This window comes from Paractinoplanes ferrugineus (genome assembly GCF_016862195.1).
In the GTDB taxonomy this organism is placed as follows: Bacteria; Actinomycetota; Actinomycetes; order Mycobacteriales; family Micromonosporaceae; genus Actinoplanes; species Actinoplanes ferrugineus.
Window position 1 is genome coordinate 66,660 of the sequence record NZ_BOMM01000071.1, and the last position, 14,933, is coordinate 81,592.

Below are 14,933 nucleotides of genomic sequence, written 5' to 3' on the forward strand. Positions count from 1 at the left end.
TAGGCAGATTTCAGACCTAGGCCGACGATTCTCCGTCACCACCGGGGTCTTGCCGCAAGCCCCCATGTGCGATATACGTTAGAAGTGGCGGGGAGTGTGTTTGCCTTCGCGCCATCTCCTCCAACACCCGCTCTCTGGCTCCAGCACCCGCTCTCTGGCTCCAGCACCCGCTCTCTGGCTCCAGCACCCGCCCTCTAGGCGATTAGTCGGTTTCAGCCGCATCCATACCGATAGCGTGACCTGACGTGAGCATGCTCCGGCGAATGCGGGTCACCACCCGACTGGTGGCAGGATCGCTGATCCTGGCGATGTGCGTGGTCGTGATGTGGGTCGCGGCCGTCTGGTCGGCGCACACCACCCGGACCACGGCCGAGGCCCTGGCCCGGTCCCAGGCCCAGCTGAACGCTGTCCAACAGCTCAAGTACCGCGTCACCGACGTGAGCGGATGGCAGGCCGGCTATGCGTTCAACATCGTGCGCGGGGCCACCGGCGCCACCCGCGACTCGGCGCCGGAACGGTCCGCCTTCCTCAGCTCGACCGCCGCGTTCGACCGGGAACTGGCCGAGACGGCGGCACTGCCGCTGACCCCGGCCGAGCAGGCCGACGTGGTGACGATCCGCACGGCGTTCGAGAAGTTCAAGGACATGGACACGGTCGTGATCGCCGCCTACCGGGCCGGCACCGCCGACCAGGTCGACCGGGCCAACGACCTGGTCGCCGGGCCCGGCCTCGACCTGTACGCGGTGATCGCCGGTGGCGTCGACCGACTGCTCACCAGCGCGCGCAAGCACGAGCAGGTCGCGCACAGCCGAGCCGACCGCACCGCCGACCGGGCCGGCCACGTCGCCACCCTGGTGGGTCTGCTGACCGTCCTCACCTCGGCCGTACTCGCGGTGGTGATGGCTTTGTCGATCATCCGGCCGCTCGGCGCGTTGCAGGAGCGCCTGGCCGACATCGCCGAGGGCGAGGGGGACCTGACCCGGCGACTCGAGATCACCGGGCACGACCAGTTCACCGATCTCAGCCGCTCGTTCAACAAGTTCGTCGACAAGATCGCCGCGACGGTACGCGAGATCGGCGCCGGCGCCGGGACGGTCGCGCACGCCGGCGAGCGGCTGACCGCCACCGCGATCCACATCATGGTCGACGCCAAGGCCACGTCCCGGCAGTCCGGCGAAGTGGTGCTGGCCGCCGACGAGGTGGCCGCGAACGTACGCAAGGTCGCGGCCGGCACCTCGGCGATGGGCGGTTCGCTGGCCCGGATCGCCGGGAGCGCCGCCGAAGCCGGCCAGGTCTGCGAGCAGAGCGTGACCGCGGCGCGGGCCACCCAGGAGTTGATCAGCCGACTCGCCGGCTCCAGCCAGGAGATCGGCGAGATCGTCAAGGCCATCACCGCGATCGCCCAGCAGACCAACCTGCTGGCCCTCAACGCGACCATCGAGGCGGCCCGGGCGGGCGAGTCGGGCAAGGGCTTCGCGGTGGTCGCCGGCGAGGTCAAGGAGCTGGCCCAGGAGACCGAGAGCGCCACCGACGCGATCGTGGCGAAGGTGCAGAGCATCCAGCAGGACACCGCGACGGCCACCGGGTCGATAGGCGAGATCGTGGAGATCACGGCACGGCTCGGGGCGTTCCAGTCGGAGATCACCGAGGCGGTGGCCGAGCAGACCGCCACCACGACCGAGATGAGCCGCACGATCAGGGAGTCGACGACGAGTTCGGCGGACATCGCGACAAGCATCGCCACCATCTCGTCGGGCGCCCAGCACACCACGAGCGGCGTGATCGACATCCAGGCGGCGACCCAGGAGCTCGCCGCGCTGAGCAACGGCTTGCGTACGCTGGTCGGTCAGTTCCGGGTCTGAAAGTTACGGGTTTTGGCCGTAACTTGTTGACTCGTTTTGACCGTCACCCAATACTGCTTGCATCCACCTCCATCTATTCTTCTCAGAGGAAGGTGCACGCGCGTGAACGACTCCACCGTCCCCTCGCTCCGCCGGCTCCTTATTTGCGCCGCCGGCGTCGTCCTGCTGGCTGTCGCTTCGATCAACCTGGCCGGCGTCGCCCACGCCGAGGCCGACCGCACGATCACGTCGAACCTCACCGGCACGCACAACGGCTACTTCTTCTCGTACTGGAAGGACAACGGCAACGTCACCATGAAGTTGGGTGCCGGCGGCTCGTACTCCGTCCAGTGGAGCGGCATCAACAACACCGTCGTCGGCAAGGGCTGGAAGCCGGGCTCGAGCCACACCGTCAACTACTCGGGCTCCTTCAGCCCGAACGGAAACGGCTACCTCGCGCTGTACGGCTGGACGACGAACCCGCTCATCGAGTACTACATCGTCGAGAATTTCGGCAACTACAACCCGAGCTCCGGAACCACCCGGCTGGGCTCGGTGACCACCGACGGCAGCACCTACGACATCTACCGCACGCAGCGGGTCAACCAGCCGTCGATCATCGGGAACGCCACGTTCTACCAGTACTGGAGCGTGCGCCAGCAACACCGTACGGGCGGCACGATCACCACCGCCAACCACTTCAACGCGTGGTCGCGGCTGGGTCTCACCCTGGGCCAGCACGACTACCAGATCCTCGCCACCGAGGGTTACCAGAGCAGCGGAAGCTCCAACATCACCGTGAGCGAGGGCACGTCGCCCACCACGCCCACCTCACCGCCCACCTCGCCGTCGTCCCCGCCCACCTCGCCGTCGACCCCGCCCACCTCGCCGTCGACCCCGCCGACGACTCCCGGCGGCACCGCGGGCGCCTGCAAGGTGACGAACTCGGTGAGCGCCTGGAACTCCGGGCTGACCGACAACATCACGATCACCAACACCGGCTCGACGGCGATCAACGGCTGGTCCCTGAAGTTCAACCTGGGCTCCGGCCAGACCATCACGTCCGGCTGGAACGCCTCGTTCTCCCCCAGTTCCGGCCAGGTGACCGCGACCAACGCCGGCTACAACGGAGCCATCCCACCCGGCGGCTCGACCACGATCGGCTTCCAGGCCAATCACAGCGGAAACAGCGCCGCCCCCACCGGCTTCACCCTCAACGGGGCGGCCTGCAGCTGACAACATCGCTCCACCCCGCCGGGTCGGCCGCCAGGCCGGCCCGGCGGCTTGTCCGGCCCGCTCACCGGCCCGCCGCCGCCGTGACGCGGCGGTCGCCGGCCAGGACCGAGCGACAGAGCTCGAGCTCCGCCTCACTCCAGGCGAGAAAATAGACTTCCTCGATGCGGGACTGTGGATAGTCCCGCAAATAACTGTGGGCGGCGGCGATCAGCGACCGCACCGTTTCGCGGGGCGAGGCGAGCCGAGTGCCGATCCCGAGCAGCGGAAAGAGAATGCTCCGCCATTCCTCGTCGCCGGCCGCGGAGTCAGCCATCCTGAGGGCGTTCACCACACATCGCTCAACCGATTCGACAACCCGGTATCCCTGGCCGATCCCACCTTCCACGGCGGCCACGTGAAAAACCTTCTTGACACCGTTCTTCGACTCGAGCATTCCGGGCGACGTGGCTATCACGTGCGTCGGCGGAACGCTGTACTCCCCGTTCATCAGATCCTGCAGCTCGTTGTTTATCAGGTCCTGCTTCACCTGCCCGGTGATTGTCCGCTCGGCCCCTTCGTACCTGATCACACTGGACACCGAGAAATCGTAGTAGCGGGCCATCTGCATATTGGTGTTCTCGGAGTTCACCCAGATGTCGATGCCCTGGATGTTGCGCAGGTCCCCGGTGATGACGCAGAGCCGCTTCGTGTCCAGTCCGTCGATGCTGTACCAGAACTTCCGGCGCTCCGAGATGCGCTTCGGGATGTCAGCGATGCTGAGGTCGAGGACTTCACTGACATAGTTGTCGACGTGCCCCCGCTCGTAACCGGCTTTGATCGAGTTGACGATCTTCTGGCGCGCGGCGGCGAGGCTGCTCGGATCGGTCTCGTCGTACTCGATCACGTCCAAGTTCGACACATTGAACGGAACGCCGGTGCCTTTGCGCCTGATCAGGATCGTGACCGAGCGGTGCAGTGCGTGGCGGATCCCCAGTTCGTAGAAGACGTTCGGATTGAGCAGGCTGATGTCGACCAGAGCGACCTCCGCCGCCCAGATCAACTGGAACATCCTCCGGTGGATGTTGCCGGCCTCGTCGATGCGATCGCAGCGCTCGCTGGTCAGCCCGGCGGCGGTGATCGTCGGAACGATGAAATCGTCGTAGATGTGGTCGAAGTCGACGCGGTGGCCACCGACGTCGGTCTTCTGTCCGAAAGGCATTATGACGAAACAGGCCCGACTGTCGGCCGACGGCATCAGGTCGTCGTCTCGGCAGGCCGAGCTGCCGCGAACAGGGCGAGAACCGCGCGCGCCGGAGCCGCGAACTCGGCGGTTCCGCTCAGTCGCTCGTAGGGCAAGCTCGCGGACGTGACCTGCCAGCTGCCGGCGTGCCCGAAAGCCGCCTGCAGAACCGACCGGCATTCTTCATGTCGCCCCTGGAAGAACAGCGCCTGACCGAGATCGAAATGGCACCACGGCAGGTTGACGCCCTGTTCGATCTGGTCGATGCAGCGCGTTTCGCTTTCCTTCAGCGCGACACCGTGATCTCGCAACAGTGAGTCACCCCCGCTGCGGACGGCCTCGACGGTGAGATAGTTCATCAGCGGGTAGGTGTCGGCCGGGTCGATGGCGAGACCTGCCCGGAAACACCTGAGCGCATCTTCGTGCCGGCCCAAATCGTAAAAATACAAACCACCGAGCACCGACCAGGCGTCGCCGTCCGCCTCATCGAGCTCCAGCGAATGCTTCAGGTGCCGTTCGGCCACCAGCGGATCACCAAGCTTTTCCGCCGCCACTCCCAGGCTCTTCCACGCTTCGGCCGAGCCCGGGAAGATCGAAGTGATTTCAACCAGCAGAGTCCGCGCTCGGGTGAAGTCACCGGCAGCGATCAGAGCAGCGGACTCGCCGAGGCGATCATCGAGCTGTTCCTGATTCATCATGTGCTCACATGGTGGAGGAGTGGGGCCTCGATGGGCGAATTCCGTCAATCTACTACAGGCCAGGTGGTCGCGGAAGCGCACGAACGGCGACCAAAGTGGCCCAGGTCAGCAGCATGTCCAAGCCATGCGTATTGCGGTTCGTCACGCCCACATCGACGGCCACCACGTCGAGCCCGGCCCGGGCGGCGAGCCGGGTGAGCTCGGCATGGCTGCGGTAGTACTCGAAGAACCGGACGTCGCCGTCGTACTTCACGATCTCGCTCCGCCGGTCGATCTGCATGTTGATGCCGACGACCCCGCCGGGCCGGATCAGCCGCCGGAAGCCGCGGAAGACAGCCACGATCTCCTCGCGCGGAACATGCATGGCCGCACCGGCGCACCAGATCCCGTCGAAGGTGGCGGCGGGAAACCGCAGGTTCTGGATGTCCATCCGGAGAAAGGCGGCGGTGGGCACTCGGGCGCGCGCGATGCGCAGCATGCCCTGGGAAATGTCCACTCCGACGACGTCGTGGCCCCGTTCGGCGAACCACTTCGCATGATGTCCGGGTCCGCACCCGGCATCCAGGACACGCGCGGACCGCGGCAGATGACCGGCGAACATCTCCAGGGGACGCACGGGTGGATGGTCGAACCAGCGAGCGGCGAATTTCTCGGCGATCCGGTCGTAGGAGGCCGCGGTCCGGTCCTTCAACGCGGCATGGTGCAGCGGCGGGCCGGATCGAGCAGGCATCGCCGCCGCCAGCTCCGACCAGCGTCGGGCAACGTCGAAGCCGTCGCGGAAATCAACCACGATCCCGTCCGGGACGGACCGACCGACCACTCGGGGTGAGACCGGCGACCCCGGCGCCAGCACCACGATCGGCCGAGGTGCGAGCACTTCCGATGCCGGCACCGAGGCGCCGACCAGGTGAACGGCCGCGCGCGAGGAAGGCAGGGCCGACTCGACTTCCGTGCCGGGAAGGGTCGCGTCGGCGGTGCTGAGCCCCGGCAGCCAGAGGCGCATCCCCGCGTGGCGCAGCCGGTCCGCGAACGCGGCGGCAACCACGCCGTCGGTCGACGCGTGGTCGACGAGCAGGTCATACACCTGCGGTGAGCTCGACATGCTCACGCACGCTGGATGTCGACGCGGGTCGACCAGTCCCACAGCGACCGCATGAGGCGGACGTCGTCGGCGTTCTTGACGACCCGGGCGAGAAGATGGAGCGCCGCACCCGCACCGGTGGGTCCCGCGTCACCGACCCCGACCGGCCGGCGAGGAAGGTCACCCCGCCCGGTGGCGACGTCGAGCCGGGTTGCGAACTCCCGCCGCGAGACGGTGTCCACCGCCTGACCGGTGGTGGCCGAGAACTTCGTCGCGAGTGACAGCGCCTGTTCGTAGGAGGGCGAGAAGACCGACCCGGTCGACAGCCGCGAGACGGCCGAGGCGAGCTGCTTCTCGAACCACCCGAGATCGTCGACGTCGTACGGCAGGAAGGGCGTGCCGAGGACGGTGGGCGTCACCCGCTCGTTGCGGGAGTCGACGATCAACAGCGTGGGAAGCCGATGAGCGTGAGCGAGCCCAAGCTCGTACATGACGAAGGCATTGTGGTCCGTGATGTCGACGACAGCGGCGGTGGCCTGCCGAAGAGTGCTGATCAGCCACAATTGCCACTCGACGTCGGGCAGCAGCTCCTCGAGGCGGAGCATGACGGCACCGCCGGCTCGAACTCCGCGCCGCACGCCGGCCCGAGCCTCCTCGAAGCCGGCAAGCATCGGCATGAAAACGGCGCAGTGCCTCGCGCCACCCGCAGGCAAAGTCACAGACTTGAATCTACCGCCGCCGCTACCGGACGGCGGCCGCCGAAGGTCCAGGGAAGCACCTCGATCTTCTCGTAGGCGCCGGTCGCGGCGAACCGGGCGCGAACAGCCTCCGGGTCGGGGAACTCGCCGATCGCGGCGATGCCTTCCCAGTCCTCGCCGTTCTCGGAGAGCAGCCGCCCGAAGGCGATGAGCTGGTCGCGCTCCAGGATCGGCTCCGTCCGCTCGGCTCCGGGCCAGTCCGTCAGCGGCTTCGCGTGGGCCAGGATCAGGTGGCGGCGACCGTCGTCGTCCCGGCCGCCCGGGAAGTCCCACATGGTGCGGCCCAGCAGGTCGACGAAGCGCCGGACCAGGACGTGGCGGTAGATCCCGGCAAGATAGTTGGGCTCCTCGAAGGCGAAGACGCGCGCGCTCTCGGCGTCGGGCAGGTCCACGATGTGCACGCTGCCGGTGGCCCGGTCGAGGTCGTCGGTCAGTGTCGGGCCGCGCGCGATCATCCCGTCCGCGAAACGGTCCATGAACGACCAGTGTTCCTCGACGAGTTGCCAACGCAGTTCCCCGGCACCGTCCCGGTCCCGGCCGTAGAAGAAGTAGTCCACCCGAGGAGGCTAATCGCATCCACCGGGTGGCGGGCCGGTGATTTCCGGGGCGCGGCCGGATCGGTACGGGTGAAGGAGGTCTGCGCATGGACATGGATTTCACCGAGGCCGCCGGGCCGCTGCGACCGGAGATCCTGGTGCACTGCTACCGGATGCTCGGCTCGGCGGCGGACGCGGAGGACGCCGTGCAGGAGACGTTCCTGCGGGCGTGGCGCGGGTTCGACCAGTTCGAGGGCCGCTCGTCGGTGCGGACCTGGCTGTACCGCATCGCCACCAACGTCTGCCTGCGTTTCGTCGAGCAGCGGGCACGCCGGGTGCTGCCCGCCGGTCTGGGCGAACCGGAGCTGGAGTGGCACCGGCCGGCGCGGTCCGCAAGCGCGGGGACGCGCTGGGTGGGTCCGCTGCCGGTGGACCCGGCGGCGGTGTCCGGCGAGCGGGAGAGCGTCCGGCTGGCCTTCGTCGCGGCGTTGCAGCACCTGCCCGCGCGGCAGCGGGCAGCGCTGATCCTGCGGGACGTCGCCGAACTGCCGGCCGACGAGGTGGCGGCGGCGCTGGGCACGACGACGGTCGCGGTCAACAGCGCTCTGCTGCGGGCCCGGGAACGCATGGCGCGGGAGGCGCCCGACCCGGCCGCCCTGAGCGACCCCGAGAACCCCGAGATCAAAACCCGATTGCTTCGCTACGTGACAGCGTTCGAGCAGGCTGATGTACGCGCCCTGGCCGCTGTCCTGCGGGCCGACGTGACCTTGGAGATGCCGCCGCACGCCACCTGGTTCGCCGGGCGGGACGCGGTGCTCGGCTTCCTGGACACCCGCGTGCTGCGGCGCAGTGGCTGGTTCACGGTGCACCCGGTGACCCCGCCGGCGAACGGACAGCCGACCCTCGCGCTCTACGCCGGGACGCACGCCCACGCGATCCAGGTGCTCGACGTGGACCCGGACGGAATCCGGCACATCCACATCTTCCTGCAGCCGGAACTCTTCCCGATTTTCGGGCAGCCGGTGAGTCTCGCCGCCGAGCCGGATCTCCACCACTGAAACCGATGCAGTGGAGGAACCGATGGAACAGAAAAACGTCATGGTGGTCGGCGGCAGCCGCGGCCTGGGCCGGGCCGTGGCCGACGCGGCCCGCACGGCCGGCGCGCGAGTGACCGCCGTGGCCCGCTCCGGTCCGGTCGCGGGCGACGCCACCGACGAGGCGTTCGCCGACAAGGTCCTGGCCGAACACCGACCCGACCTGCTGGTGGTCACGGCCGGGGCGGTGCCGGTGATGCGGCCGCTGACCGAGCACACCTGGGAGACGTTCGCCACCAACTGGAACACCGACGTACGGATCGCCTTCGGCTGGCTGCGCGCCGCGATGCGCCTGCCCCTGGCGCCCGGCTCCCGGGTGATCGTGTTCGGCAGCGCCGCCGAACTGCTGGGTGCTTCACCGCTCAGCGGCGGCTACGCCGGCGCGAAGGCCACCATTCGCATGATCACGGGTTACGCGGCGGCCGAGGCCAGGAATCTCGGCATCACGATGACCACGGTGCTGCCGACGATCACCCCGGGCACGGGGGTCGGGGAGATCGCGATGGCCGCGTACGGCCGGCGAGGCGGCCCGGACCCGGACGCCGTGGGCGCCGCCGTCCTCACGCTACCCACCGACTCGGCCGCCTACGTGTGGGAGGGCGACGGCTTCCGAGCGTTGTAGCCCGTGGCCGGAGGGAGCTGCGCGGCGCCGACCGCGCAGCTCCACCCGGGCCATAGCGTCGCGGCGGGCCGGGGACATCGGCCATGGCTGCGAAGAGAAGTGGATCACCATGCCGATTCTGGTCACCGGAGCCACCGGCGCGGTTGGGCGTCACCTGGTCGACGCTCTGCTCGACGGCGACGCACGAGTGCGCGCGGTCAGTCGCAAGCCGGCGGACGCGAGGCTGCCCGACGGCGTCGAGGTGGTCGGTGCCGACCTCGCTGATCCTTCGACGATCACCGCGGACCTGTTCGACGGCGTGGAACGGATGTTCGTCTTCCCGGTCGAGCAGGGTGTCGACGAACTCGTCACGGCCGCGATCGCCGGCGGGGTCCGTACCTTCGTCGTGCTGTCCTCCCTCGCCGCCGCCGGCGAATTCCCCCGCGACCTCGGGTCGGTCAGCAACCGCCACCATGCAGCTGTCGAGCGGGCCGTGACCACCCGGGCCACCGACTGGACGATCCTGCGCCCCGGCACCTTCGCCAACAACCTGCTCTCGTGGGCCCGGCCGATCAAAGCCGGCCTGCCCGTCCGGGCCCCGTACCTCAGATCCGCCCAGGCCCCGATCCACGAGGCCGACGTAGCCGACGCTGCTGCCGCCGCGCTGTTGCAGGACGGGCACCGAGCCCGGATCTACCCGCTGACCGGCCCGCGGGCCCTCACCCGGACCGAGCAGGTCGCCGCCGTCGGCCGCGACATCTCGCTCGTCGAGATCAGCCCGGACGAGTTCCGCACGGACGTCGGCCGGTTCATCCCCGAGGACATCCTCGCCATGCTGCTCGACTACTGGTCGGACACAGTGGCCGAGCCCGACCGGGTCAGGTCCGGCGTGCGCGAGCTGACCGGGCGAGCCGGCCGCACCCTGCGCCAGTGGGCCCGCGATCACCACGCCGACTTCATCGACGCCCGGGTTCACTGATAGGACGATCAACTGTATATTCGCGGCCATGGCGAGCATGCGGCGACCGAGCTTTCTGATCCTGTCGGCGCTCGCTCCGGCCCCCCTGCACGGGTACGCGGTGATCAAGGAAGTAGCGCGGCTGTCGGCGGACCGGACACGCCTCGCCGCCGGCACGTTGTACGCGGCACTCGACCGGCTCGACGACGAAGGCCTCGTCGAGGTCGACCGGGAGGAGACCGTCGACGGCCGGCTCCGCCGCTACTACCGGCTGACCGAGCCGGGCATCGCCGCACTGGCCGCCGAGGCCGAGCAGATGCGCCGCGACGCGCGGATGGTCACCCGACGGTTGAGCGGAGCCCGGCCCGCCCGCGCTCCCCGCACCGCGTGAATCGGCCCACGGTGCCGTCGCCGACCCCGGAAGGGATCAACATGCCCGACGACATCCGTACCGCGCGGCTGGCCCGCAGGTACCGGCGGTGGCTGTTGGCCTACCCCCGACCGTACCGGCGGGAGCGTGGTCCGGAGATTCTCGCGACCCTGCTCGACGCCGCTGATCCCGGCCGCTCGCGGCCGGCCCCGCGGGAGGCCGCGCTGCTGCTGGGGCATGGTCTCGGCCGACGTCTCGCCGAGTTCGGGCGCAGAGCGTTCGTCATCGCGGCCGTCGCGGCCGTGCTCGGTGGGCTGAGCGGGATCGCGCTCGGCTCGTGGCTGTCCTGGCGGGACGTGGACCCGATGACGCCGGACCGGAGCACAGCGATCAGCCTTGCCCCCACGGTGCTGCCGGTCCCCTTCGACAACCAGGCCTACCAGTACGGGCGGCACACCTTCTGGAACCCGTACAGCGAGAACACTTTGCAGGGCGGAACCGGCGTACGTGCCGGCCGTACGAGTGTGACCGGCATGATGCCCCCGCAGACCGGCGTGGAGCAGGTCGCCGCCGCCGTCACCCGGCAGATGCGCGCACACGGCTGGCAGGACGTGCGCACCGTGGTCCGCCACATCGGTCCGTCGACCGCGCCCGGCGAGTTCGCCGAGGTGACCGGCACGCGCACCGGCTATCTCGCCGCAGTGCAGATCACCGTGGCCGAATCCACCCCGTCCGCCCTGAATTTCGACCTGATGTGGGCCGAGCCGTCCGGCCAACTGCGCGACACCGTCCTCGGCGGCCTGGCCGGCGCTCTGCTCGGCGCCCTGTTCGGGCTGTACACCTCGAAGCGGATGCGCCGCTACGGTCCCGGCCGGCAGCGGGCGTACGCAAGACTCTGCCTTGCCACCCTGCTGATGCTGGCGCCGGCCTGCCTGGGCAACATCCCCACCTCCACCGGCTCCCTGCTGGCCAACACCAACCGCAACGGCCACGGCCCGTCGGTGTACTGGGGCGGTTTCGTGTTCTTCGGAGCCGAGCCGCTCGCCATCCTGTCGCTGCTCCCGATCCTCGCGATCGTCGTCTGCTGCGTCTGGCCCCAGCGAGCGACCGTCCGCACCCCCACCACAGCCTGAGTGCAAGCCGGGTGCTCAGGTGCGCCCTATCCGGAGACGATTTCCGTCCGGATCCAGCAAGTGGATCTCGGGTCCCCAAGGGGCCTCCCGCAGGGCGACCCCGAACTCGGTGGCCACTGCCTCGAGATCACTGACGTTGAGGTACAGGAGTGTGTCGGGCCGGGCGTCGTCGCGATGCTCCGACAGGAAGATCTGCATCGGTCCCCGCGCGATGCTGAGGAACAACGGAAAGCCCGGCTCGAAACGGTGCTCCCACTGCCTGACAAAACCCAGTCGGGCGTACCAGCCCGCCGAGACATGAGCGTCGTCCACCCGAAGGATCGGCGTGATCTTCTCGTCCATGCGCTCGATCCTGGCAGCGAAGAGCGGGGCTGCGCCATCTACTCACGCGATCCACCGGACAGTGACGCGATGTGATCCAGAACGGTATCCAGGGCGACTTCCAGTGGTCGTACGTTGCGGTGGATCTGGGTCATGAGCAGCCCGCCCTGCAGCGCGGTGAGTAACGCCAAGGCCAGGTCGTCGGGGTTCCCGGTCAAATTTCCGCGGCTGTGCATGGTGGTGAGGCCGGCGCGGATCGCGTTTTCCCAGCGCAGGTAGCCGGAGGCGACGGCGAGCCGGGCTTCGGGGTTGGTTTCGGCGGTTTGGCTGCCGAGCGTTCCGATCGGGCAGCCGCCGCGGCATTGCAGTCGTTTCTGGTTTTCCACCAGCAGGTCGCGCCAGGCGCGGAGGCCGGTGATCGTGTCGAGGTGGTCGAGGTGTGGTGCCTGCAGATCGAGGACCGCCTCGGTCTGATAGTCGATCACGGCCAGCAGGAGGGCCTGCTTGTCGGCGAAGTAGTGGTAGATCTGCGAGCTGCTGGCGCCGGTCGCGACCCGGACGTCCTCCATGGTCGTGGCGGTGATGCCTTGCTCGTACATGAGTTGGGCGGCCGCCGCGACGATCCGGCGGCGGGTTGCTTCGCCCTTGGCGGTGAGCCGTTTCCCTGTCACGCGGGACACACTACCCCGTTTTGGATTGGACGATCCATTTTTTGCCCGTGATTGTGGAGCACGTGATCCAATCGCTTTCGAGGAAGGGTCCGTCCGTGGAACTCACTGGGAAGATCGCACTCATCACCGGCGCCACCGGCGGCATCGGCGGGGCAACCGCTCGACTGCTGGCGTCGCGGGGCGCTCAGGTCATCGCGTCCGGCCGTGACCCGCAGCGCGGTGCGTCGCTGGTCAAGGAGATCGTCGAGGCGGGCGGCGTGGCCCGGTTCGTCTCCGCCGATCTGACCGAGGTGGAATCACTGCGCAAGTTGGCCGCGGCGGCCGGCGACGTCGATGTTCTGGTCAACAACGCCGCCCTGTTCCCGATCGCGCCGACAGCCGAGCAGACGGTTGCCGGGCTGGACGAGGCGTTCGCGGCGAACGTACGGGCGCCGTACCTGCTGACCGCGACGCTGGCTCCGGCGATGGTGGCCAAGGGCGCGGGAAGCATCATCAATGTCAGCACGATGGCGGCCCGCGTCGGGATGCCGGGCCTGTCGACCTACAGCGCGACCAAGGGCGCGCTGGAGGCACTCACCCGCACCTGGGCGGCGGAATTCAGCCCGGCCGGGGTTCGGGTGAACACGGTCTCACCGGGCCCGACCCGCACCGACATGGTAATGACAGCCATGGGCGAGGAAGGCGCCGCGCAGGTAGCGTCCACCACCCTGCTGAAGCGGCTCGCAGCGCCGGGGGAGATCGCGGAGGTCATCGCCTTCCTGGCCTCGGACCGCTCCGGATTCATGACGGGCGCAACGGTCGCCGTCGACGCCGGCCGCACGGCGGCCTGAAAGACGGTGGGGTCGCCGAGGCGGCCCCACCGCATTGAACTGGTCTTCCGCGGCCGGGATAGGCACGGCGTGGGCCCATCTCGTTCGGGCAGCCGAACCGGCTAACCGAGAGCATGACGGCACGCGTCGAGTCGGAGACGGTCGAAGGTGGCGACATCGATCAGTCCGCCCCACCACACCCCCTCGGCGTCACGCGACCTTGCGTCGCCGTCTTGTTAGACCAAGCGGATTTCCCCGAGCCGATCGCCGGACCGAAATTCAAGAGAACGAACAGCAATAGCCGCGAGACCAGTCAAGCGTTGCCGCGCCGGCTCAACAGCATGTAGCCGAACGCAACCACCGCACCGTTGGGCTCAGGGACTCAGCCCTCCGGGCAGAAATAACGAACGCTCGCGACACGCGCTCTACGGGGACAGATGGCGCCTAGGTTCTCGCGGGCGACGCAGGGGTCGAACCAGCAACCTCTTCTCTCGTGCCAAGGAGCAATCATGACTGCGTGAGCGATGTCTGGACGTATTTGGAGCTGCGTACGCGGTCCACAACTGTCCATAGTCGTCAGGCGTTGCCTTGTCCCATCGTCCCCAGTTAGTCACTCATAGGCGGTTGAGGGGCGTCTCAGAGACAGGCGATGAGCAGCGCGGACACCCACAGCCCACCTAAGTGCAGAGCCTGATCCGCCAGGTACATCCCGCTGACGGGTACCTGCCGCTCGGCGAACGCGGGCGCTTCCAGGTGCTGGAGAATCCATCGCACCGGCCACCGCCTGTCGATTAGAGCATGGGAGGCGGCGGAGAAAGCTAGACCGACAACGACACCGGCGACAGACAACCTGAGGTCTAGGACGACGGCGGTAACCAGGAGCATTATGGTTGCGACCAGGTGATAGACACCGACGTGGACTGCCATGCGCCGCCAGCCGGACCATCCGGCATCAGCCTTGTGCGCGGCCTCCAGATCTCTCTGGAAGATATGGTCACCTAGCTGATGCGCAACCGACAGGGTGGCTATCGACGCAGCGAAGGTGACGGCCTCAGCGGACATGGGGTCCATTCTGTCGCAGTTTCACTGCTTGATCCTCAGTGAATGGAACCGCTGTTCACCGGGTGTCGCCGCGAGGGACGTTCCCTCCGCGTCGAACAGGTCCTGGTTCCGGGTGAGTGACCTGAAGACGGCCTGGCTGATGACCTTCGCCCCGGCAGGAATCGAACCGAGCATCCGAAAGGCTCCGCTGACTAACGGACCAGCCACCCCGTAGTCCGGGACGAAGAGGTCGCCACGATTTATGACCGCTGTGTACGCGACTCGCCGGCCCACTTTCTCCGGGTCGGTGTTATAAGCGGTGACCAAGCGTTGGAGGGACATCAGGAAGTCGACGGCGGCGTCAGCCGAGGTGTGCGTCGAGATCACGTTGTCGCCCGCTATCGCGCGGAGTCGCCCTGCGCTCTCCCGCAGGGCAGCCCGATGCAGATCGACCCAGTCCTGTAGGGCCCGGTTAAGAACGGTCAGCGGCATGGTTGCCGCTTCCTGCGTCAAGCCCACAAGGTCGGTCACGGTCAAGAGCACCCCACGCTCCACGCCACGGTACG

Annotated in this window: 17 protein-coding genes; 8 read left to right on the forward strand and 9 right to left on the reverse strand. The window is 68.2% G+C overall.

All coding sequences use genetic code 11. The features are described from left to right. Positions 1–251: 251 nt before the first annotated feature. Entirely contained in the window at positions 252–1,862 is a 1,611-nt protein-coding gene (locus Afe05nite_RS37770; RefSeq protein WP_239118503.1) for a methyl-accepting chemotaxis protein, read from the forward strand. 102 nt (positions 1,863–1,964) lie between these two features. Continuing rightward, positions 1,965–3,077: a glycoside hydrolase family 11 protein gene (locus tag Afe05nite_RS37775; RefSeq protein WP_203822117.1), complete on the forward strand. Its 1,113-nt coding sequence runs from the start codon at positions 1,965–1,967 to the stop codon at positions 3,075–3,077. Positions 3,078–3,138: 61 nt separating this feature from the next. On the opposite strand, the gene Afe05nite_RS37780 is transcribed toward Afe05nite_RS37775, so the two are convergent. From Afe05nite_RS37780 to Afe05nite_RS37800, 5 genes are read right to left on the reverse strand one after another with little or no spacing between them, the layout of a single operon-like run. Further along, entirely contained in the window at positions 3,139–4,311 is a 1,173-nt protein-coding gene (locus Afe05nite_RS37780) for a macro domain-containing protein (RefSeq protein ID WP_203822118.1), read from the reverse strand. Next, on the reverse strand, positions 4,311–4,994 hold the full coding sequence (locus Afe05nite_RS37785) for a tetratricopeptide repeat protein (RefSeq protein ID WP_203822119.1): 684 nt from the start codon (positions 4,992–4,994) through the stop codon (positions 4,311–4,313). The genes Afe05nite_RS37780 and Afe05nite_RS37785 overlap by 1 nt, the downstream gene beginning before the upstream one ends. Before the next feature lie 52 nt (positions 4,995–5,046). After that, the gene (locus Afe05nite_RS37790) at positions 5,047–6,096 is read right to left on the reverse strand and encodes a class I SAM-dependent DNA methyltransferase (RefSeq protein ID WP_203822120.1); all 1,050 of its coding nucleotides are present in this window, start codon (positions 6,094–6,096) and stop codon (positions 5,047–5,049) included. A gap of 2 nt (positions 6,097–6,098) precedes the next feature. Beyond that, positions 6,099–6,794, reverse strand: coding sequence for a hypothetical protein (locus Afe05nite_RS37795; protein ID WP_203822121.1), 696 nt, complete (start codon positions 6,792–6,794; stop codon positions 6,099–6,101). Then, a complete protein-coding gene (locus Afe05nite_RS37800) occupies positions 6,791–7,390 on the reverse strand; it encodes a YciI family protein (protein WP_203822122.1) in 600 nt (199 codons plus the stop codon). Before Afe05nite_RS37800 ends, Afe05nite_RS37795 begins: the two co-directional genes overlap by 4 nt. An 86-nt stretch (positions 7,391–7,476) precedes the next feature. Between Afe05nite_RS37800 and Afe05nite_RS37805 the strand changes: the two genes are divergently transcribed. From Afe05nite_RS37805 to Afe05nite_RS37825, 5 genes are all read left to right on the forward strand, one after another. Beyond that, entirely contained in the window at positions 7,477–8,427 is a 951-nt protein-coding gene (locus Afe05nite_RS37805; RefSeq protein WP_203822123.1) for an RNA polymerase subunit sigma-70, read from the forward strand. 22 nt (positions 8,428–8,449) lie between these two features. After that, positions 8,450–9,085 carry an SDR family oxidoreductase gene (locus Afe05nite_RS37810; RefSeq protein ID WP_203822124.1) on the forward strand — a complete coding sequence of 212 codons (636 nt, stop codon included), beginning with the start codon at positions 8,450–8,452 and terminating at the stop codon, positions 9,083–9,085. A 109-nt stretch (positions 9,086–9,194) separates the two neighbouring features. Beyond that, positions 9,195–10,043, forward strand: a complete 849-nt coding sequence (locus tag Afe05nite_RS37815) for an NAD(P)H-binding protein (RefSeq protein WP_203822125.1) — start codon at positions 9,195–9,197, stop codon at positions 10,041–10,043. A 28-nt stretch (positions 10,044–10,071) separates the two neighbouring features. Continuing rightward, entirely contained in the window at positions 10,072–10,413 is a 342-nt protein-coding gene (locus Afe05nite_RS37820; protein ID WP_203822126.1) for a PadR family transcriptional regulator, read from the forward strand. Between the two features lie 41 nt (positions 10,414–10,454). Beyond that, positions 10,455–11,525, forward strand: a complete 1,071-nt coding sequence (locus Afe05nite_RS37825) for a hypothetical protein (protein WP_203822127.1) — start codon at positions 10,455–10,457, stop codon at positions 11,523–11,525. Between the two features lie 15 nt (positions 11,526–11,540). On the opposite strand, the gene Afe05nite_RS37830 is transcribed toward Afe05nite_RS37825, so the two are convergent. Together Afe05nite_RS37830 and Afe05nite_RS37835 are read right to left on the reverse strand one after the other, a co-directional pair. Beyond that, entirely contained in the window at positions 11,541–11,867 is a 327-nt protein-coding gene (locus Afe05nite_RS37830; RefSeq protein WP_203822128.1) for a glyoxalase superfamily protein, read from the reverse strand. Positions 11,868–11,905: 38 nt separating this feature from the next. Next, positions 11,906–12,517, reverse strand: coding sequence for a TetR/AcrR family transcriptional regulator (locus Afe05nite_RS37835; protein WP_239118501.1), 612 nt, complete (start codon positions 12,515–12,517; stop codon positions 11,906–11,908). A 95-nt stretch (positions 12,518–12,612) separates the two neighbouring features. Between Afe05nite_RS37835 and Afe05nite_RS37840 the strand changes: the two genes are divergently transcribed. Next, on the forward strand, positions 12,613–13,347 hold the full coding sequence (locus Afe05nite_RS37840) for an SDR family NAD(P)-dependent oxidoreductase (RefSeq protein ID WP_203822130.1): 735 nt from the start codon (positions 12,613–12,615) through the stop codon (positions 13,345–13,347). Between the two features lie 615 nt (positions 13,348–13,962). On the opposite strand, the gene Afe05nite_RS37845 is transcribed toward Afe05nite_RS37840, so the two are convergent. Both Afe05nite_RS37845 and Afe05nite_RS37850 read right to left on the reverse strand, forming a co-directional pair. Beyond that, positions 13,963–14,388, reverse strand: a complete 426-nt coding sequence (locus tag Afe05nite_RS37845; protein ID WP_239118502.1) for a DUF3307 domain-containing protein — start codon at positions 14,386–14,388, stop codon at positions 13,963–13,965. A 21-nt stretch (positions 14,389–14,409) separates the two neighbouring features. Then, positions 14,410–14,933, reverse strand: a 524-nt coding sequence (locus Afe05nite_RS37850; protein WP_203822132.1) for a nucleotidyl cyclase domain-containing protein, incomplete at its 5' end; no start/stop codon positions are given.

Coding starts and splice junctions, on each gene's coding strand:
- Afe05nite_RS37770 (WP_239118503.1), top strand. CDS start 252: ATGCTCCGGCGAATGCGGGTCACCACCCGACTGGTGGCAGGATCGCTG.
- Afe05nite_RS37780 (WP_203822118.1), bottom strand. CDS start 4,311: ATGCCGTCGGCCGACAGTCGGGCCTGTTTCGTCATAATGCCTTTCGGA.
- Afe05nite_RS37785 (WP_203822119.1), bottom strand. CDS start 4,994: ATGATGAATCAGGAACAGCTCGATGATCGCCTCGGCGAGTCCGCTGCT.
- Afe05nite_RS37790 (WP_203822120.1), bottom strand. CDS start 6,096: ATGTCGAGCTCACCGCAGGTGTATGACCTGCTCGTCGACCACGCGTCG.
- Afe05nite_RS37805 (WP_203822123.1), top strand. CDS start 7,477: ATGGACATGGATTTCACCGAGGCCGCCGGGCCGCTGCGACCGGAGATC.
- Afe05nite_RS37810 (WP_203822124.1), top strand. CDS start 8,450: ATGGAACAGAAAAACGTCATGGTGGTCGGCGGCAGCCGCGGCCTGGGC.
- Afe05nite_RS37815 (WP_203822125.1), top strand. CDS start 9,195: ATGCCGATTCTGGTCACCGGAGCCACCGGCGCGGTTGGGCGTCACCTG.
- Afe05nite_RS37820 (WP_203822126.1), top strand. CDS start 10,072: ATGGCGAGCATGCGGCGACCGAGCTTTCTGATCCTGTCGGCGCTCGCT.
- Afe05nite_RS37825 (WP_203822127.1), top strand. CDS start 10,455: ATGCCCGACGACATCCGTACCGCGCGGCTGGCCCGCAGGTACCGGCGG.
- Afe05nite_RS37830 (WP_203822128.1), bottom strand. CDS start 11,867: ATGGACGAGAAGATCACGCCGATCCTTCGGGTGGACGACGCTCATGTC.
- Afe05nite_RS37845 (WP_239118502.1), bottom strand. CDS start 14,388: ATGTCCGCTGAGGCCGTCACCTTCGCTGCGTCGATAGCCACCCTGTCG.